Below are 18,161 nucleotides of genomic sequence, written 5' to 3'. Positions count from 1 at the left end.
TCATGGCTGTTGGTCTTGGTCCTTTGCCTACTTTGCACCCGGTTGCCGGTTTTGAACTGGGTATTGCTTCTGCCGGTATCAAGCGTGTGGGACGCAAGGATGTCGTGGTAATGCGCTGCGCCGAAGGCTCCAGCGTTGCAGGCGTATTCACTTTGAATGCGTTTTGCGCTGCGCCGGTGATCCTGGCCAAGCAACGTTTTCAGGGCGCGATCCGCTACCTGCTGACCAACACCGGCAATGCCAATGCGGGCACCGGTACCCCGGGTCTGATCGCGGCTGCCCGTACCTGCGACAAGCTCGCTGAACTGGCAGGGGTTGATGCCAATTCGGTTCTGCCGTATTCCACGGGGGTAATCGGTGAGCCGCTGCCGGTCGAGAAAATCGAAGGCGCACTGCAAGCCGCGCTGGACGACCTTTCCGAGGACAACTGGGCACAAGCGGCCACCGGTATCATGACTACTGACACTTTGCCCAAAGGTGCCAGCCGCCAGTTCGAGCACGAGGGTGTAACCATCACCGTGACCGGTATCAGCAAAGGCGCGGGGATGATTCGTCCCAACATGGCCACCATGCTCGGGTACATCGCGACCGACGCCAAGGTTTCCCGTGAAGTGCTGCAAAACCTGCTGCTTGACGGTGCCAACAAGTCGTTCAACCGCATCACCATCGATGGTGATACGTCGACCAACGATTGCTGCATGTTGATTGCTACCGGCAAAGCCGACCTGCCTGAGATCACCGAAGCCAACGGCCCGCTGTTCGCTGCCCTGAAACAGGCAGTGTTAGAGGTCTGCATGGAAGTGGCGCAAGCCATTGTGCGTGACGGTGAGGGTGCAACCAAGTTCGTCACTGTTGAAGTGAATGGCGGCGCTAACCATCAGGAATGCCTGGACGTGGGTTACACCGTTGCCCATTCGCCACTGATCAAAACGGCACTCTTTGCATCTGATCCGAACTGGGGTCGCATCCTGGCCGCTGTAGGCCGTGCTGGCGTACCTGATCTGGACGTGAGCAAAATCGATGTGTACCTGGGTGAAGTATGTATCGCCAGCGGTGGTGCGCGTTCGGTCAGTTATACCGAAGAGCAGGGCTCGGCAGTGATGGCCCGGGAAGAAATCACCATTCGTATCGAACTGGGCCGCGGTGTGTGCAGTGAAACCATCTGGACCACTGACCTGTCCCACGAGTACGTGAAAATCAACGCCGAATACCGCACTTAAATCCGGTTCTGCAACAAGTACCCTGTATTCGTCAAAAGGACGGCCCACCATGAGCTTGCATCTGATCATTGGCGACAAGTTGTACTCATCCTGGTCCTTGCGTGCCGCTCTGGCGCTGGAACTTGCAGGTGTTTCGTATAGCGAACAGATGATCAAGCTGGGTCAGCCCGATACCCGGGCTTTGATCCTGCAGTACTCGGCAACGGGCAAAGTACCCCTGTTGCAGACCGAACACGGCACCATTGCCGATTCTCTGGCAATTGCCGAATACCTGAATGAGCAATTCCCGGCTGCTCAATTGTGGCCGGCAGATATCGCCGCGCGGGCCCAGGCCCGATCGGCATGTGCGCAAATGCACAGCGGCTTTTTTGGCTTGCGGGCAAACTTGCCCTTTGATTTGAGCCACGATCAGGCGTTGGCGTCCATGCCTGCCGAAGCTCGGGCCGATATCGAAAGAATCGGTGCGTTGTGGGCAGAGTGCCGCGCACTGGCAATCGAAAGCGGGCCGTATCTGTTCGGGCCTCTGAGCCTGGTGGACGCTTTTTTCGCACCGGTGGCAGTCCGTCTTCATACCTATCGTGTAGCTCTGTCGGCTGAAGATGCCGCCTATGTTGAAGCCATTTACCAATGGCCCGCGTTCAAAGCCTGGCAACAGGCCGGATTAGAGGAAGTACAAGGGTGAAACGAGTTCATGTGGCTGCGGCCGTTATTCGAGGTACAGACGGTAAAATCCTGATCGCACGTCGTGCAGATTCCCAGCATCAAGGCGGGCTTTGGGAGTTTCCTGGCGGCAAGGTTGAGGCTGGTGAGTCGGTTGAGGCTGCTCTGGGTCGTGAACTGCAAGAAGAGTTGGGGATCAGGGTTGAATCGGCTCGCCCCTTGATCAAGGTGCAGCATGATTACCCTGACAAACAGGTCTTGCTGGATGTCTGGGAAGTCTCGGCCTTTGCAGGTGAGCCACATGGGGTAGAAGGCCAGCCAGTGGCCTGGGTCTCTGCGCGCGAATTGGCTGATTACCAGTTTCCGGCGGCTAACGAGCCGATCGTGGCCGCTGCCCGTTTGTCTGATCAGTACCTGATTACTCCGGACGGGCTGGAAACGCCGGAACTGCTACGGGGGCTGAAGAAGGCCATTGCTGGCGGCATCAAACTGGTTCAGCTGCGAGCCCCCAATGGTTATGACCCCAAGTACCGTGATCTGGCTGTAGATGCTACGGGGTTGTGTGCGGGCAAGGCGCAACTGATGCTCAAGGGGCCACTGGAGTGGCTGGGTGACTTTCCTTCGGCGGGCTGGCATTTAACTGCTGCGCAACTGCGCAAGTACGCGTCCAAGGGGCGGCCTCTGGCGAAAGATCGCTGGCTGGCAGCCTCATGTCACAACGCAGAAGAGTTGGCGTTGGCTGAGCAAATGGATGTGGATTTCGTGACCCTGTCACCGGTTCTGCCCACTCAGACCCACCCTGATGCGCAACCTTTGGGTTGGGAGCAGGCTCAGCAACTGGTTGCCGGCTTCAGCAAGCCGGTATTTTTGCTGGGCGGCCTGGGGCCGGATGATCTTCAACAGGCATGGGCGATTGGTGCGCAAGGTGTTGCCGGGATTCGCGCACTCTGGCCTGAGGCTTGATACGCAATCTGCAGGGGTTCTGGCAGTCGAGTGATTGCGCCCTGATTTAAAACGCTGTGCCTGAATAACCAAACCCGGCGCCTGCCGGGTTTTGCTATGCAGGGCGCGTCGGCCTTCAGTCGTAAATGGCTTTTTTCTTCCAGTCGCCGTCGGTCTCATCTGTTCTGAGTCCCTCGGTCAGTTCATTGACCTCGTCCGTGGACGGCTCAAGCCCGTTCTGCAACATTGCGTTGGCGCGGGCCAGCTGAGCTTCAAACGCCTTGAGCTGGGCGCTGTACTGCGCGTCAGGCTGTTTACGCAGGTATTGCACGCCACGCTCAAAGGCCAGGCGCGCCTGGCCCGGCTGATTCTGCTGCAGGGCCAGCTGGCCAAGGTTGTTGAAAAATTCGATATGCAAGATCACCAGCAGGTGACGGATTTCTTTGAGCCACTGCTTGGCTTCGTTGGTCGCCAGCACTCGATCCTTGGTGGCGCGGGTGATCTGGCCGTGCAGTGTTTCCAGCTGGAAACGCACATCCTTGGCTTTGGCTTCGGTGAGAATCGGGCGCGGAGGGTTGTTGACCGGTATCGACTCGCCTTGCGCGAGCAGGGCATTGAGCTCGGCAACCCGGGCTTTCAATGCAGCACTGGATTTGTTCAGGAGTAACAGTCGCTGGGTGGCATTGAGCTCGAGCCGAGTCAGTAGAAGTTTCAGGGCAGGGGACATCATTTGCCCTGGAAACGTTTCGTTCACTTCACTCAGGCGACGGATGCGGTCGTTGAGCTCGACCTTGAGGCGGGCCTTTTCCAGGTTTTTGTTTTCCACCACATGGTTCATGTAACCGATGGCGATCAGAAGTGCGATCCCGCCTATGACAAGCAGGGCGATCATGGAAGGAGTCAACGTTAGAACCTCTTCAGGGTGGTCTGCCGGCTCTATAAAAAGAAGCTGGGAATCGATAGGTACAAATTGCCATCACCTAATGCTGTCAATCATAACGCCTTGGGAGATGACGGAATATAGACGTCAGGAGTTCGGCGACATACTGCGCATGAAAAAGCCTAAAGGAGAGGGAAGTCATTGATTTCAATATATTTTAAGAATGGGGTTGACGACTTCCCAATCCATCCCTAGAATGCGCGCCAATTGCAGCGTAAAGCGAACAGCCAAACGCATGTAACCAGTGAAGTTGTAGCGTGTCCCCTTCGTCTAGTGGCCTAGGACACCGCCCTTTCACGGCGGTAACAGGGGTTCGAGTCCCCTAGGGGACGCCATTGCGGGAATAGCTCAGTTGGTAGAGCACGACCTTGCCAAGGTCGGGGTCGCGAGTTCGAGTCTCGTTTCCCGCTCCATTTTTAAGCAATCACGCTCTCGGGCGGGGTTGAGTGAAAGCCAAAGCATTAACTTCGGTAAATGCGGTTGGCACTGAAATATACAGTGTATGTTTCGGGCAACGTCCCCTTCGTCTAGTGGCCTAGGACACCGCCCTTTCACGGCGGTAACAGGGGTTCGAGTCCCCTAGGGGACGCCATTATTGCGGGAATAGCTCAGTTGGTAGAGCACGACCTTGCCAAGGTCGGGGTCGCGAGTTCGAGTCTCGTTTCCCGCTCCAAATTTTGTTTTTTGGAGCTACGCATAGTCCAGGAAACATGAAAAATCAGCCATTGGCTGTTTTTTTTTGCTTCACCCAGCAACTTTGTTTCGACAAGGTTGAGTGAAAAGTCAGAGCGTTAACTGCGGTTAATGCGGCTGACATTGAAATGTACAGTGTACGTTTCGGGCAACGTCCCCTTCGTCTAGTGGCCTAGGACACCGCCCTTTCACGGCGGTAACAGGGGTTCGAGTCCCCTAGGGGACGCCATTATTGCGGGAATAGCTCAGTTGGTAGAGCACGACCTTGCCAAGGTCGGGGTCGCGAGTTCGAGTCTCGTTTCCCGCTCCAAATTTTGTTTTTTGGAGCTACGCAGTTGCAAAAAACACCAGAAAGCAGCCTTAGGGCTGCTTTTTGCGTTTCAGCGTTTTAATCCCACCGGTACCCCCGCCAAACGCTCTAAGCCCATAACCAAACGATCTGCAAGAAAAGTACGACTCGCGCCACAGATGGATTCAAACCTGTGTTGAGTTCCGCAGATGTCGCATTATTTCGATAGCGCCCAGCGCCGGGACATCCTGGCCTTGTCCCGCACATTCACCGGCCGGACCCAATGGCCCACATGGTTATTGTTGATTGCCGTGCCCGGCGCATGGTTTGCCTTGCTGCTCGGCAGTTCGCTGATTGGCAGTTGGTGGGCCAGCGGATTACTGATTCCGGTTGTAGTGTTGTGGATGTCGCTGCAGCACGAGTTGCTGCACGGTCATCCCACCCGCTTTGAGTGGTTCAACAAGCTGCTGGGCTATGCCCCTTTTGCCGTGTGGTATCCATACACCCTGTACCGCGACAGCCATTTGTTGCATCACCGCGACCATGACCTGACTGTGCCGGGGGTTGATCCGGAAAGCCGCTATTTGAGCCAGGCGCGCTGGCAAGGCAGCTCTAAAATGCTGCGCGGCGTGCACTGGTTGAACAAAACCGTGCTGGGACGACTGCTGCTGGGGGCGCCTCTGTCGTTGGCCGGCCTGGCTGGACAAGAACTGCAACGCTTGCTCAGTGGTGATGCCCGGGCCTGGCGCATGTGGCTGACCCACGGTTGTCTGACGCTGCTGATGTTTGCTTTTATTGCCCGCTACAGTGAAGTGACAGTTTGCCAGTATGTATTTTTTGTCAGCGTGCCGGCGCTGTCGGTGGGCGCCATTCGCTCCTTTTATGAACATCGGCCCGCTGTACGTCCCGAGCAGCGCACGGTGCTTAACGAAGCGGGCTGGCCCTGGACCTGGCTGTTCCTGAATCTGAACCTGCATCTGGTGCACCATGATCTGCCTGGTGTGCCATGGTTTTACTTGCCCGCAATCTATCAGGCGCGGCGTGCCCAATGGCAACATCGCAGTGGCGGCTTTCTGGTACGGGGGTATGGCGAATTGATTCGTGGTCACGGCCTGCAGCCGATTGATAGCCCGCAGCACCCGTTCAATTGAACCCACAGGGAGCACCCGATGCCGGGACGTTATGCAGAACTCGTGATGTACGTTGCGCCGCAACCGGTGAAGGTTGCCAGTGAGCAGTGGCTGACTCGAATTGTGGAGCTACTGGATGTACCTCGGCGTGATGGCCGGGGGCTGGAGTTGCTTGAGTTGTTCAGGTCCCCGGATCTGTTGCTGACCCAGACCTGTGGTTACCCGCTGATGACCCTGTTGCGCGGTCAGGTGCAGCTGGTGGGTCGCCCGCGCTATGAACTGAATGACAGCAGCGCGGGCAACCACTGCAGTTTGATCGTCAGCCGCGCCACCGACCCGCGTACCGATCTGGCTGACTTCAAGGGCAGTCGCGGGGTGATCAACGACCTGCACTCCAACAGCGGCATGAACCTGTTTCGTCACCGTCTGGCGCCGTTGCAGCAGGGTGGACGATTCTTTGCCAGCGTGGCCATCAGCGGTGCCCATCAACAAAGCCTGCGCCATGTGCGTGAAGGATGGGCTGACCTGGCTTGCATCGACAGTGTCACCTTTGACTGTCTGGCCCGTTACGCCCCGGCAGAGGTTGCGGGCTTACGCACTGTGGCACGTACCGAAAACAGCCCCACCTTGCCTTACATCACCGCGCTCGGCACCGGGCGCGGTGGTGCAGAGCAGATTCGCCGGGCAATGAATCAGGCTTTGCAGCAATTGCCGCAGGTCAGGGCTGTATTGGGTGTGCAGGAGGTATTGCCGGTCAGCGAAGTGGATTATCAACCTGTACTCGATCTTCAGCGAGTCGCCACCGAATGTGGGTATGCAGTACTGGCTTAGATGTTTTTTAGTCAAATAACGAATAACTAAATGTGTTTTTAGTATTTAAATTGAATAAAGGCCTTTGATAGGATCGCCGCACCGGATCACCGGACATACCGTTTTTACTTCTTTTGGAGCCTTTATGTCCGGCGCCGACACCTCTCACCGAGACTATGTGGGACTGCTTTATCGCACCCATCATGGCTGGCTGCAGGCGCGTTTGCGCCGCTACCCCGGTTCCAGCAGCTACGCTGAAGACATTGCGGCCGAAACCTTTACCCAGCTTTTGAGCGTCGGGCAGGGGATGTCGATCCGCGAACCCCGTGCCCTTTTGACCACCATTGCCCGACGCTTGATTTACCAGCGCTGGCGCCGCCGAGACGTGGAGCAGGCGTATCTGATGAAGATGCAGCATGAACTTGCGCTTTGTTCGCCATCACCCGAGGCGCTGGCCCAGGCTCATCAAGCCTTGCAGATGATTGATGCGCTGCTCGACGGCTTGCCGCAAAAGGTTCGGAACACTTTTCTGCTCTCAAGGGTCAATGGTCTTACGTATCCAGAAATAGCGGCGCAGTTGGGTATTTCCCGGCGCTCTGTCAGCGATTACATGAGCCTTGCCCTTGGCCGCTGCTTGATAAGCGACGCTGCACTGCCGAAACAAAGCCCCTTCATAACAAGAGACTCGCTATGAACAACCTTAAACAATGGCTCGGCGGCACGCTGCTGGCACTGGGGATCGCAACGCAACCGGTATTGGCCGCGCCTGCGGCTGCACCCGTGCACTTCGGTGATATCACTTGGGAAAGCGGCAGCCTGATCACTGAAGTACTGCGTTTAATTACCGAAAAAGGCTACGGCGTTGCCACGGATACCTTGCCCGGCAGTACCGTCAGCCTCGAAGCGGCGCTGGCCAAAAACGACATCCAGGTGATTGGCGAAGAATGGGCAGGGCGCAGCCCGGTGTGGGTCAAGGCCGAGGCTGAAGGCAAGGTGTTCGGTCTGGGTGACATCGTCAAAAACGCCAGTGAGGGTTGGTGGGTGCCGGAGTACGTGGTCAAGGGCGACCCTGAAAAAGGCATCAAGGCCGTGGCCCCCGACTTGAAGTCGGTAAAGGATCTGGCGCGCTATAAAGAAGTATTCCGCGATCAGGAAGACCCGAGCCGCGGGCGTTTTCTCAATAGTCCGACCGGCTGGACCTCTGAAATTGTAAACAGTCAAAAGCTCAAGGCTTATGGCCTGGACAAGGATTTTGTAAATTTCCGCACCGGCTCGGGCGCTGCGCTGGACGCAGAAGTCAGTTCTTCGATTCGCCGTGGCAAGCCCGTGTTGTTTTACTACTGGTCGCCAACCCCGCTGATCGGGCGCTATAAGCTGATCAAGCTGGAAGAACCGGCGTTTGATGCCGAGGCCTGGAAAACCCTGGCTGATGCCAGCAACCCCAACCCCAAAGGTACGAGCTCATTACCGGCAAAACTGGCCATTGGTGTATCGGCCCCCTTTAAAGCTCAATACCCGCAGTTAGTGGAGTTCTATGAAAAAGTCGATTTCCCTATCGACCTGTTGAACACCACCCTGGCCCGGATGAGCGAAAAACGTACCGAGCCACGCAAGGCGGCAGAAGCCTTTTTACGTGAACAGCCGCAGATCTGGCATGCCTGGGTCACCCCCGATGCCGCGGCCAAGGTCGATGCGGCCCTCAAAGCCGATTAACGCTTTCAATCAAGCAAGAGCACGGCATGTTCCCTGAAAATTTGACGTTTTCCATCGCCGGTTGGGTCAATGATGGAGTTGATGCACTGGTGAGCAATTACGGGGATGTGTTCCGGCACATTTCCGACACTTTGCTTTGGGCCATTATCAACCTCGAAACCCTGCTGCGCCTGACACCCTGGTGGTTGATGCTGGCCATTGTCGGTGCCATAGGCTGGCACGCCACACGTAAAATCCTCAGTACCCTGTTGATTGTCGGCCTGTTGTTTTTAGTGGGGGCGGTCGGCCTGTGGGACAAACTCATGCAAACCCTGGCATTGATGATGGTGGCCACGGTTATTTCGGTGTTGCTGGGGATTCCGCTGGGGATTCTGGCGGCCCGCAGCAATCGCTTGCGTGCGGTGATGATGCCGTTGCTGGACATCATGCAAACCATGCCCAGTTTTGTGTACCTGATTCCGGTGCTGATGCTGTTCGGCCTGGGCAAGGTTCCGGCGATCTTTGCCACGGTGATCTATGCCGTGCCGCCACTGATCCGTCTGACTGATCTGGGCTTGCGCCAGGTCGACCGGGAGGTGATGGAAGCGATCAACGCTTTTGGTGCCAATCCATGGCAGCAACTGTTCGGTGTGCAATTGCCGCTGGCCATGCCCAGCATCATGGCCGGGATTAACCAGACCACCATGATGGCGCTGTCGATGGTAGTCATCGCCTCAATGATCGGTGCCCGGGGGCTGGGTGAGGATGTGCTGGTGGGCATTCAGACACTCAACGTCGGCAAAGGCCTTGAAGCGGGGCTGGCGATTGTGATTCTGGCCGTGGTTATCGACCGGATCACCCAGGCCTATGGCCGTACTCGGCACGGGGAGCAAAAATGACCCCGGTGGCCCTCGACAAGATCGAAGTACGCAACGTTTTCAAGGTGTTTGGCAGCCGCGAAAAAGAAGTCATGACCCTGCTCCGGGAGGGCCTGAAAAAGGAACAGGTACTGGCGCAAACCGGTTGTGTGGTGGGGGTCAATGATCTGTCCTTGTCGATTCGCGCGGGTGAGGTGTTCGTCATCATGGGGTTGTCCGGCTCGGGCAAGTCGACGCTGGTGCGCCACCTCAACCGTCTGATCGACCCCACCAGTGGCCAGATCCTGGTGGATGGTGAAAACATCCTGGATTACGACATGCCTGCCTTGCGCCAGTTTCGACGGCACAAAATCAGCATGGTGTTTCAGGGCTTTGGCTTGCTGCCCCATCGCAACGTGCTGGAAAACGTGGCCTACGGCCTCAAGGTGCGCGGCGAGAGTAAAGGTCAGTGCAATGAGCGGGCGCGGCACTGGATATCGATGGTCGGGCTGCAGGGCTATGAACAGGCGTTCGTGCAGCAACTGTCGGGAGGCATGCGCCAGCGAGTAGGGCTGGCGCGGGCTCTGGCGACTGACACCGACATTATTCTGATGGATGAAGCCTTCAGCGCGCTGGACCCGTTAATCCGTGCAGAAATGCAGGATCAGCTGCTGGAGCTACAGCGAACCCTGGAAAAAACCATTGTTTTTATCACCCACGACCTGGATGAAGCGCTGCGTATTGGTAATCGCATCGCCATGCTCAAGGACGGGCAGCTGATTCAGGTGGGGACGCCGCAGGAAATCCTGCTGAGCCCCGCGGACGATTACGTGGAGCGTTTTGTACAACGTCACCGGGCCAGGCTTATTTGACCTCATAGCGCACGGACAGCACGCCCTTTTTCTGGCCAACCGACAGCACGCTGACGGCATGTAACGCGGCCAATGAGCGGACATGGGTGCCGCCACAGGGATAACCCGGCAAGTCGCCAAAGCGGATAACCCGTTGCGCGGAGTCGTGCTGCATGTGCCTTGGCAAGTCGGCTCTGATCCATTGCTCAAGATGCTGTTCGATGGTTTCGGGCTCCAGCTCTTGCGGATTATCGCTTGGGGTGAAGCTTACCCGGCATTCACCCGGCCAGTGGTGGGCCTTGGCGGGAATCCAGCCTGCCTGCTCACCCAGCACGCCAATCAAGTGCCCGGCCGAGTGCAGGCGCGCATTTAGATGGCGGCGTGTCGCGTCAACTTCTGCCCGTGCCGGGCCTGGCAAAACCGGCTGTTTGAGGTAATGCACGATGGCGTCCTGTTCTTGCAGTACTTTCACCACTTCACTGTCTGCAATCCAGCCAGTATCAGATGGCTGCCCGCCGCCCTGAGGGTGGAAGGGCGTGGCATTGAGGACCACTGCAAAGCCGTCTTCGTGGGGCGTACAGCGCAGAACCTCGACCTCTGCGGTCAGTGCGTCATCGGTAAAAAACAGGCGTTGGGTCATGGTTCTATCCTGGAGGGTTTCTTTTTCCAGTATAGGGGCGGCCCTTGAGTGTGATAATCCATCCAAATTTCAATGGACCTGTGCGTTGTGAGCATAAATCTCCCGCTGTCGTTATTGGCTGAAATGGTGATTTTCGTAAAGGTGGTCGAGGCCGGGAGTTTTTCCGCAGCTTCGCGTCAGCTTTCAATGTCGCCTTCAGCGGTCAGTCGCAGTATTTCGCGGCTGGAAAAAGCTCTGGCCATCCGTTTGCTGCAACGGACTACGCGCAAGTTGCGCCTCAGCGATGCCGGAGAAGAGGTTTTCAAGCGCTGCCTTGAGGTAACGGGCGCGGCGCAGTCAGTGATGGATTTAAGCGGGCGCTTTACCCTGGAGGCCGAAGGGCTGATCCGGGTCAGCGTGCCCAAAGCCGTGGGGCGCTATGTGATACACCCGCATATGCCCGAGTTCTTGCGGCGCTATCCCGGGGTTGATGTGCAATTAATTCTTGAAGATCGCTATGTCGACCTGATCGATGACAACGTTGACCTGAGCATCCGCATTACCGATCAGCCGCCACCGGGCCTGGTGGGACGCCAGCTGTTTGTGATTGAGCATTTGCTGTGTGCCACGCCGGGTTATCTGGCAGAGCACGGGGTGCCGCAACAGCCCGAGGACTTGCGTGATCACAGCTGTATTTATCTGGGGGAGACCCCGGCGGATGCGCGCTGGAAGTTCAGGCAGGGCGCCAAGTCAGTGACAGTCGGGGTACGTGGCCGTTATGCGGCCAACCATACGGGCGTAAGGCTGGACGCGGTGTTGCAGCATATCGGGATTGGCAGTCTGCCGTACTTCACGGCGTGTCAGGCGCTGGAGCAGGGGCTGATTGTACAAGTGCTGCCGGCGTGGAATTTTATCGCCTCCTACCACGGAGCTGCGTGGTTGTTGCATGCCCCTTCGCGCTATATGCCACCCAAATTGCGGGTGTTTATCGATTATCTGGTGGAGCGCCTGGGGCAAGAACCGCTGCGGCCCTGACAGTGGCATGGGGGCATCAGTACTGGAGGCACAAAAAAGCCCGCCAGGTAAACCGGGCGGGCTTTTAGAATCGGGCGCCTGGCGCGTCAATCAGTGCTGCGGGCTGTCTTCGTTGGTCGGCAGCGCCATAAATTGCTTTTCCTGGTTCCAGTCGAATGGTTCGCCGTTTTGTTCGGCTTCAAAGCGACGTTCTTCCAGGGCTTCGTACATGTCCAGCTCTTCATCGGACAAGAAGTTAAAGCACGCGCCGCCGAAGAACCACAGCAAATCGCGAGGTACCAGGTGGGCGATTTGCGGATAGCGTTCGATCACCTGACACAGGATGTCCTGGCCCAGATACTGGCTGCTGTCAAAGTCGGTCAGCAGGCCGCTTTTCATTTCATCGAAGCGTTCCAGGAACAGGGCATGGCTTTCTTCCGGGATCTGTTCGGCATCACCGACAGCAACCAGGATACTGCGCAACATATCGAGCAGGGCTAGGTTATGGTTGAGATCGTTGGTGGCCATTGCGGTGTCCTCTAGAGCAAAACGGGCGCCGGAGTATAAAGCCCCCGGCGCCTGCTGTCCTGCTAGCGAATCTTTCCTTCGCTGTGGGTGAGCTGCTCTTTGCTGAAGTCATCCACGTCGATCACCTTGCGCCGCGCGGCTTCTGCGGTGCGTAAAGTCTCGGCTTCGGCCGGTTGCAGTACACCTGCCTGCAATGCCGAATCGATAGGCGGTTCGCCCGCAGCCGGTTTGACCTGGCCGCTTTTCAATCCGTCGTGGAGTTTTTTGTGCAGTGGATGTGCGGCTTTGAGCAGGTCGCAGGCGTGTTGCAGGGCGCCTACCGCATCGTCCGGTGACTGCGGGCGATAGCAGCCGGCAAGCACGGCTTCCAGGGCCGGATCGCCTTTGGTGCGACCCAGTACGGCGGCCACTTCAGCATCCAGTGCATCCGACGGTCCGGTATGGCGACGGCCGAACGGGAACACCACGACCCGCAACGCACAGCCCAGCGCACGGCTCGGGAAGTTTTTCAGCAGTTCGTCCAGGGCACGTTCGGCGTGGCCCAGGCTTTCTTCCATGGCCCACCGGAACAGCGGGTTGAGGTACTCGGGGGAGTCCAGATCGTGATAGCGCTTCAGGGCGGCCGAGGCCAGATACATGTGGCTGAGCACATCACCCAGGCGCGCCGACAAGCGCTCGCGACGTTTAAGTTCACCACCGAGCAGCATCATGCTCAAGTCTGCGAGCATCGCAAAGGCCGCTGCCTGACGGTTCAGGGCGCGGAAGTAACCCTGGCTCAGGGCATTGCCGGGGGCGTGTTCGAAACGGCCAAGGCCCAGGTTCAGCACCAGGGTGCTGGCCGCATTACTCACGGCAAAGCCGATGTGCTTGAGCAGCAGGCCATCAAACTCCAGCAGGGCCTGGTCTTTGTCTTCACGCCCGGCCAGGGCCATTTCCTTGAGTACAAAAGGATGGCAACGAATCGCGCCCTGACCAAAGATCATCAGGTTGCGCGACAGAATGTTCGCACCTTCCACGGTGATGAAAATCGGCGCCCCTTGCCAGTTGCGCCCCAGGTAATTGTTGGGCCCCATGATGATGCCCTTGCCGCCATGCACGTCCATGGCGTGGCCGATGCATTCACGGCCGCGCTCGGTGAGGTGGTACTTGAGGATGGCCGACAGCACTGAAGGTTTTTCGCCCAGGTCCACGGCATTGGCAGTCAGCATGCGCGCGCTGTCCATCAGCCAGGCATTGCCGCCAATCCGTGCCAGGGCTTCCTGGATGCCTTCAAAAGCGGCCAGGGGCACGTTGAACTGTTCACGTACTTGCGCGTACTGGCCGGTCACCAGGCTGGTGAACTTGGCAGCCCCGGTGCCGACCGCGGGCAGTGATATGGAGCGCCCGACCGACAGGCAGTTCATCAACATCATCCAGCCTTTGCCGAGCATTTCCTGACCACCGATCAGGTAGTCCAGCGGGATAAACACGTCTTTGCCCGAGTTCGGGCCATTCATGAAGGCCGCGCCCAGCGGCAAGTGCCGGCGCCCGATCTCAACCCCCGGGGTATCTGTGGGGATCAGTGCCAGGCTGATGCCCAGGTCTTCTTTGTCGCCCAGCAGGTGGTCCGGGTCGTGGGCCTTGAACGCCAGGCCCAGCAGGGTGGCAACGGGGCCCAGGGTGATATAGCGCTTTTCCCAGTTCAGGCGCAGGCCGAGTACTTCTTCGCCTTGCCACTGGCCTTTGCAAATGATCCCGGTGTCGGGCATGGCGCCCGCATCGGAGCCCGCCAGTGGACCGGTCAGGGCAAAACAGGGGATATCATCGCCGCGGGCCAGTCGTGGCAGATAATGGTTGCGCTGCTCGTCGGTGCCGTAATGCAGCAGCAGTTCCGCCGGGCCCAGGGAGTTGGGGACCATTACCGTAGAGGCCAGATCACCGCTGCGGGTAGCCAGTTTCATGGCGACCTGGGAGTGGGCGTAGGCCGAGAAACCCTTACCGCCGAACTCCTTGGGAATGATCAGGGCAAAAAAACCGTGGGTTTTGATATGGGCCCAGGCCTCGGGTGGCAAATCCATGGCCTGACCGATTTCCCAGTCGCTGACCATTGCGCACAGTTCTTCGGTCGGGCCATCGATGAAGGCTTGCTCTTCTTCGGTCAACTGCACCTTGGGGTAGGCCAGCAACTGTTCCCAGTCGGGACGGCCACTGAACAGCTGGCCATCCCACCATACGGTCCCGGCATCGATGGCATCGCGTTCGGTTTGCGACATGGGCGGCAGGGTTTTCTGAAACCAGCTGAACAGGGGCGCGGTGAACAGTTTGCGGCGCAGGTCGGGCAGCAGAAGCAGGGCAGCGGGAACCGCCAGTAATACCCACAAAATAACCAGTAGCCAGCCTGGTACATGGCCGATGATGCCCATGGCCAGCAGATAAACCGCCACCACGGCCATGGACGTCAGGGGCGCGATGCGGCGGTGGGCCAACCAGGCTACACCCACGATCAAAACCAGAATCCACAACAACAGCATATTCAATCCTCCGTGAGGCCATTCAGGCACCCTTGTGAGCTTAGTCGCAAGTCCATATCAAGGTAGTTGCAATAGTGACCTCATGCGGGAGACGGAGTTCGACGTCCCGGCGTAGACTCCTGTGGCGTCTATCAATCAGGAGTTGAGTCATGCTGAAAGTGTGGGGTCGCAAGAATTCGTCAAATGTCAGAAAGGCCTTGTGGTGTATTGAAGAGCTGGCACTGCCCTACAGTCGGGAAGAGGCAGGTGGTGCGTTCGGCGTGGTAAACAGCCCGCAATACCGGGCGTTGAACCCGAATGGACAAGTGCCGACGATCGAGGATGACGGCTTCGTGCTGTGGGAATCCAACGTCATCGTGCGTTATCTGACCGCCCAATATGGCGCGGACACGTCCTGGTATCCCACCGATCCCAAGGTGCGGGCCCAGGCGGACAAATGGATGGACTGGACCAGCACTTCCTTTGCCGCAGCCTTCCGCCCGCTATTTTGGGGTGTCTTGCGTACTCCGGCCGAGCAGCAGGACTGGGTGGCGATCAATGCCGCCATCCAGGCTTGCGGGCAGTTGCTGGAAATCGTGGATCAGGCCCTGTCTGAAAAACCTTACTTGTCGGGTGATGAAATCGGTATGGGTGACATCCCGCTTGGCTCGTTCATCTACGCCTGGTTTGAAATGCCCATCGAACGTCCGTCCCTGCCGCATCTCAATGCCTGGTATGAGCGTTTGAAACTGCGTCCGGCCTACCGCAGTGCGGTCATGACTGCGTTGACTTAATACCTACTATTAATACGGGCGACTGTACTTGTGCGGCCGGGCCAAGCACCATACGAGGTGTTTAAAGGCCTTGCCGGACTTGTCATGCAGACAGTTCGTCCTTACTTGGGTCTCTCCCTTTCCTTCATCTTGGTGCGTAATCCGATATGAGTTCCGCTCTGTCCATACGGCAGCTAACCAAAACCTACGGCAACGGTTTCCAGGCCCTGAGTGGTATCGATCTGGATGTTGCTGAAGGTGACTTTTTTGCCTTGCTGGGCCCCAACGGCGCCGGCAAATCCACCACCATCGGCATTCTCTCTACCCTGGTCAACAAGACCAGCGGCACAGTGAATATCTTCGGCCATGATCTCGATCGTGACCCTGCGGCACTCAAACGCTGTATTGGCGTGGTGCCGCAGGAGTTCAATTTCAATCAGTTTGAAAAGACCTTCGATATCGTGGTGACCCAGGCCGGGTATTACGGTATCCCGCCGAAAATCGCCAAGGAACGCGCCGAGAAGTACCTGACGCAACTGGGGCTCTGGGACAAGCGCGAAACCCCTTCGCGTTCGTTGTCGGGCGGCATGAAGCGGCGCCTGATGATTGCCCGGGCACTGGTGCACGAGCCGCGGCTGTTGATTCTCGACGAGCCCACTGCAGGCGTGGACATTGAGCTGCGTCGTTCAATGTGGACCTTCCTCACCGAATTGAATGAGCAGGGCACCACCATCATCCTCACCACGCATTACCTGGAAGAGGCTGAGCAGCTGTGCCGCAACATCGGGATCATCGATCACGGCACCATTGTCGAGAACACCAGCATGCGTCAATTGCTGGGCCAGCTGCATGTCGAGACCTTCTTGCTTGACCTGAAGAAGCCGCAGGCGGTGCCGGTGCAACTGATCGGTTATCCGAGCCAGTTGCTCGACGATCACACCCTGGAAGTGCAGGTGGATAAAGCGGTGGGCATTACCGGTCTGTTCACTCAGTTGGCCGCTCAAAACGTTGAAGTGGTCAGCCTGCGTAATAAAACCAATCGTCTTGAGGAGTTATTCGTGTCGCTGGTCGAGAAAAACCTGGCAAAGGTGGCGATATGAGCTCGGAGCTGCGCCCCAACCTGATTGCGTTGAACACCATTATTTATCGTGAGGTGCGGCGTTTTACCCGCATCTGGCCGCAAACCCTGCTGCCGCCTGCGATTACCATGGTTTTGTATTTTGTAATTTTCGGCAACCTGATCGGTCGGCAAATCGGTGATATGGGTGGCTTCACCTATATGGAGTACATCGTACCGGGCCTGATCATGATGTCGGTGATCACCAACTCCTACGGCAACGTGGTGTCGAGCTTCTTTGGCGCCAAGTTCCAGCGCTCGATTGAAGAGCTGATGGTATCGCCGGTATCGCCCCACACTATTTTGATCGGCTTCACGGTCGGCGGGATTCTGCGCGGGTTGATGGTGGGCGTGATCGTGACCCTGCTGTCACTGTTCTTCACCCATTTGCAGGTGCATCACCTGGGCCTGACCATAGTTGTGGTGGTGCTGACGGCAACGATCTTCTCTCTGCTGGGGTTTATCAACGCCGTATTTGCGCGCAACTTCGACGATATCTCGATCATCCCGACGTTCGTGCTGACGCCGCTGACGTACCTGGGCGGGGTGTTTTATTCAATTACCCTGCTGCCGCCGTTCTGGCAGACCGTATCGCTGGCCAACCCGGTGCTGCACATGGTCAACGCCTTCCGCTACGGCATTCTTGGGGTTTCGGACATCAAGATCAGCGTGGCCCTGACTTTTATGGTGGTGGCAACGATCGTGCTGTACATCGCTTGCGCACGCTTGCTGGTCAGTGGTCGCGGGATGCGCCAGTAGTCTTTCATCAGCATGCAAAAGGCCCCGTAGCGGCTAATGCTGTTCACATGAATAAACCCTGCCTTGGCAGGAGCGAGCTTGTCTCGCGATGATTGTTAACAAGAATGCGTGTTTACAGGTTGAACACGGCGCTCTGGAGACCATCGCGAAACAAGCTCGCTCCTGCAGTTGAGACAGCAGGCGTTTAAGTGAGCAGCATTACCCTTACGGGGCCTTTTTTATGGGCGCTTGTTATGTCGGCGTTTCCATTGGCGGCTGACCCACCAGCGCCAGTACAACTGGGTCAGGCAATAGGCCAGCGCCCCGAGTACGACGCCACACACCACTGACCCAAGCAAAAATGGCTGCCACAGGGTGGACAACTGGCTGCTGATCCATTCCCAGGTCAGTTCGTCGGGCAGTGAGCGGGCCGGGACATTCATCAGCCATGCCCCCATTTGGTAAGTGCAATAGAACACGGGCGGCATGGTGATCGGGTTGGTCAGCCAGACCAGACTCACCGAAATGGGCATGTTGCTGCGCACCGTGATCGCCAGAAAGGCGGCCAGCAGCATCTGGAAAGGCATGGGAATAAACGCGGCGAAGATCCCCACCGCCATTGCACGGGAAACGGAGTGCCGATTGAGGTGCCAGAGGTTGGGATCATGCAGCAAGGTGCCCAGGAAACGTAAGGACTTGTGTTCCCTGATGCTGGCCGGATCCGGCATGTAGCGTTTGAAAATCCGCCGTGGCATAGGCTTCTCGCTCGGAGTAAGAGTGCAGTATGCCCAAGTTAAGC

Annotated in this window: 18 protein-coding genes and 6 tRNA genes; 19 read left to right on the top strand and 5 right to left on the bottom strand. The window is 57.5% G+C overall.

Features of this window, described 5'->3' with window-relative positions; translation table 11 throughout:
• Positions 1-2 precede the first annotated feature (2 nt).
• From argJ to JQ845_RS13540, 3 genes are read left to right on the top strand one after another with little or no spacing between them, the layout of a single operon-like run.
• Positions 3-1,220: a bifunctional glutamate N-acetyltransferase/amino-acid acetyltransferase ArgJ gene (argJ, locus tag JQ845_RS13550; RefSeq protein WP_003442593.1), complete on the top strand. Its 1,218-nt coding sequence runs from the start codon at positions 3-5 to the stop codon at positions 1,218-1,220.
• A 49-nt stretch (positions 1,221-1,269) separates the two neighbouring features.
• Complete coding sequence (locus tag JQ845_RS13545) at positions 1,270-1,902, top strand: glutathione S-transferase (protein WP_203009145.1); 633 nt, start codon at positions 1,270-1,272, stop codon at positions 1,900-1,902.
• Positions 1,899-2,843: a Nudix family hydrolase gene (locus JQ845_RS13540; protein ID WP_160626938.1), complete on the top strand. Its 945-nt coding sequence runs from the start codon at positions 1,899-1,901 to the stop codon at positions 2,841-2,843. Before JQ845_RS13545 ends, JQ845_RS13540 begins: the two co-directional genes overlap by 4 nt.
• Before the next feature lie 115 nt (positions 2,844-2,958).
• Here JQ845_RS13540 and JQ845_RS13535 read toward each other — a convergent pair whose 3' ends face one another.
• The gene (locus tag JQ845_RS13535) at positions 2,959-3,714 is read right to left on the bottom strand and encodes a hypothetical protein (RefSeq protein ID WP_178092365.1); all 756 of its coding nucleotides are present in this window, start codon (positions 3,712-3,714) and stop codon (positions 2,959-2,961) included.
• Positions 3,715-4,021: 307 nt separating this feature from the next.
• On the opposite strand from JQ845_RS13535, the gene JQ845_RS13530 reads away from it, so the two are divergent.
• The 12 genes from JQ845_RS13530 (at position 4,022) to JQ845_RS13475 (ending at position 10,105) form a co-directional block, all read left to right on the top strand.
• Positions 4,022-4,097: transfer RNA gene (locus JQ845_RS13530), tRNA-Glu, on the top strand.
• A 2-nt stretch (positions 4,098-4,099) separates the two neighbouring features.
• Positions 4,100-4,175, top strand: a tRNA-Gly gene (locus JQ845_RS13525).
• 103 nt (positions 4,176-4,278) lie between these two features.
• Positions 4,279-4,354, top strand: a tRNA-Glu gene (locus JQ845_RS13520).
• Between the two features lie 5 nt (positions 4,355-4,359).
• Positions 4,360-4,435: transfer RNA gene (locus JQ845_RS13515), tRNA-Gly, on the top strand.
• 173 nt (positions 4,436-4,608) lie between these two features.
• A tRNA-Glu gene (locus tag JQ845_RS13510) sits at positions 4,609-4,684 on the top strand.
• Between the two features lie 5 nt (positions 4,685-4,689).
• A tRNA-Gly gene (locus JQ845_RS13505) sits at positions 4,690-4,765 on the top strand.
• A 188-nt stretch (positions 4,766-4,953) separates the two neighbouring features.
• Positions 4,954-5,895: a fatty acid desaturase gene (locus JQ845_RS13500; protein ID WP_203009144.1), complete on the top strand. Its 942-nt coding sequence runs from the start codon at positions 4,954-4,956 to the stop codon at positions 5,893-5,895.
• 18 nt (positions 5,896-5,913) lie between these two features.
• On the top strand, positions 5,914-6,705 hold the full coding sequence (locus JQ845_RS13495; RefSeq protein ID WP_161718151.1) for a phosphate/phosphite/phosphonate ABC transporter substrate-binding protein: 792 nt from the start codon (positions 5,914-5,916) through the stop codon (positions 6,703-6,705).
• A gap of 124 nt (positions 6,706-6,829) precedes the next feature.
• Positions 6,830-7,378, top strand: coding sequence for a sigma-70 family RNA polymerase sigma factor (locus JQ845_RS13490; protein WP_003442573.1), 549 nt, complete (start codon positions 6,830-6,832; stop codon positions 7,376-7,378).
• The gene (locus tag JQ845_RS13485) at positions 7,375-8,397 is read left to right on the top strand and encodes an ABC transporter substrate-binding protein (protein WP_003442572.1); all 1,023 of its coding nucleotides are present in this window, start codon (positions 7,375-7,377) and stop codon (positions 8,395-8,397) included. Before JQ845_RS13490 ends, JQ845_RS13485 begins: the two co-directional genes overlap by 4 nt.
• Before the next feature lie 26 nt (positions 8,398-8,423).
• A complete protein-coding gene (locus JQ845_RS13480; RefSeq protein ID WP_003442571.1) occupies positions 8,424-9,275 on the top strand; it encodes an ABC transporter permease in 852 nt (283 codons plus the stop codon).
• A complete protein-coding gene (locus JQ845_RS13475) occupies positions 9,272-10,105 on the top strand; it encodes a quaternary amine ABC transporter ATP-binding protein (protein WP_127196186.1) in 834 nt (277 codons plus the stop codon). Before JQ845_RS13480 ends, JQ845_RS13475 begins: the two co-directional genes overlap by 4 nt.
• Here JQ845_RS13475 and JQ845_RS13470 read toward each other — a convergent pair.
• A complete protein-coding gene (locus tag JQ845_RS13470) occupies positions 10,098-10,724 on the bottom strand; it encodes an alanyl-tRNA editing protein (protein ID WP_203009143.1) in 627 nt (208 codons plus the stop codon). The genes JQ845_RS13475 and JQ845_RS13470 overlap by 8 nt on opposite strands.
• 87 nt (positions 10,725-10,811) lie before the next feature.
• Here JQ845_RS13470 and JQ845_RS13465 point away from each other — a divergent pair, with 87 nt between their 5' ends.
• Entirely contained in the window at positions 10,812-11,738 is a 927-nt protein-coding gene (locus JQ845_RS13465; protein WP_003442568.1) for a LysR family transcriptional regulator, read from the top strand.
• Between the two features lie 90 nt (positions 11,739-11,828).
• Here JQ845_RS13465 and JQ845_RS13460 read toward each other — a convergent pair whose 3' ends face one another.
• Entirely contained in the window at positions 11,829-12,245 is a 417-nt protein-coding gene (locus JQ845_RS13460) for a PA2817 family protein (protein WP_003442567.1), read from the bottom strand.
• 62 nt (positions 12,246-12,307) lie between these two features.
• On the bottom strand, positions 12,308-14,755 hold the full coding sequence (locus JQ845_RS13455; RefSeq protein WP_003442566.1) for an acyl-CoA dehydrogenase: 2,448 nt from the start codon (positions 14,753-14,755) through the stop codon (positions 12,308-12,310).
• Between the two features lie 149 nt (positions 14,756-14,904).
• Here JQ845_RS13455 and JQ845_RS13450 point away from each other — a divergent pair, with 149 nt between their 5' ends.
• The 3 genes from JQ845_RS13450 to JQ845_RS13440 all read left to right on the top strand — a co-directional run bounded on the left by JQ845_RS13450 (position 14,905) and on the right by JQ845_RS13440 (position 17,383).
• Positions 14,905-15,528, top strand: coding sequence for a glutathione S-transferase family protein (locus JQ845_RS13450; RefSeq protein WP_003442564.1), 624 nt, complete (start codon positions 14,905-14,907; stop codon positions 15,526-15,528).
• A gap of 146 nt (positions 15,529-15,674) precedes the next feature.
• Positions 15,675-16,607 (top strand): ABC transporter ATP-binding protein, encoded by a 933-nt coding sequence (locus JQ845_RS13445; RefSeq protein ID WP_003442562.1) that lies wholly within the window; start codon positions 15,675-15,677, stop codon positions 16,605-16,607.
• Positions 16,604-17,383 (top strand): ABC transporter permease, encoded by a 780-nt coding sequence (locus JQ845_RS13440; RefSeq protein ID WP_003442560.1) that lies wholly within the window; start codon positions 16,604-16,606, stop codon positions 17,381-17,383. Before JQ845_RS13445 ends, JQ845_RS13440 begins: the two co-directional genes overlap by 4 nt.
• A 218-nt stretch (positions 17,384-17,601) precedes the next feature.
• On the opposite strand, the gene JQ845_RS13435 is transcribed toward JQ845_RS13440, so the two are convergent.
• Positions 17,602-18,117 carry a DUF2062 domain-containing protein gene (locus JQ845_RS13435; protein WP_003442559.1) on the bottom strand — a complete coding sequence of 172 codons (516 nt, stop codon included), beginning with the start codon at positions 18,115-18,117 and terminating at the stop codon, positions 17,602-17,604.
• Positions 18,118-18,161: the final 44 nt, after the last annotated feature.

The sequence above is a fragment of the Pseudomonas paraversuta genome (genome assembly GCF_904063065.1).
Taxonomy (GTDB): domain Bacteria; phylum Pseudomonadota; class Gammaproteobacteria; order Pseudomonadales; family Pseudomonadaceae; genus Aquipseudomonas; species Aquipseudomonas paraversuta.
This window is presented reverse-complemented; position numbering and strand designations above follow the sequence as displayed.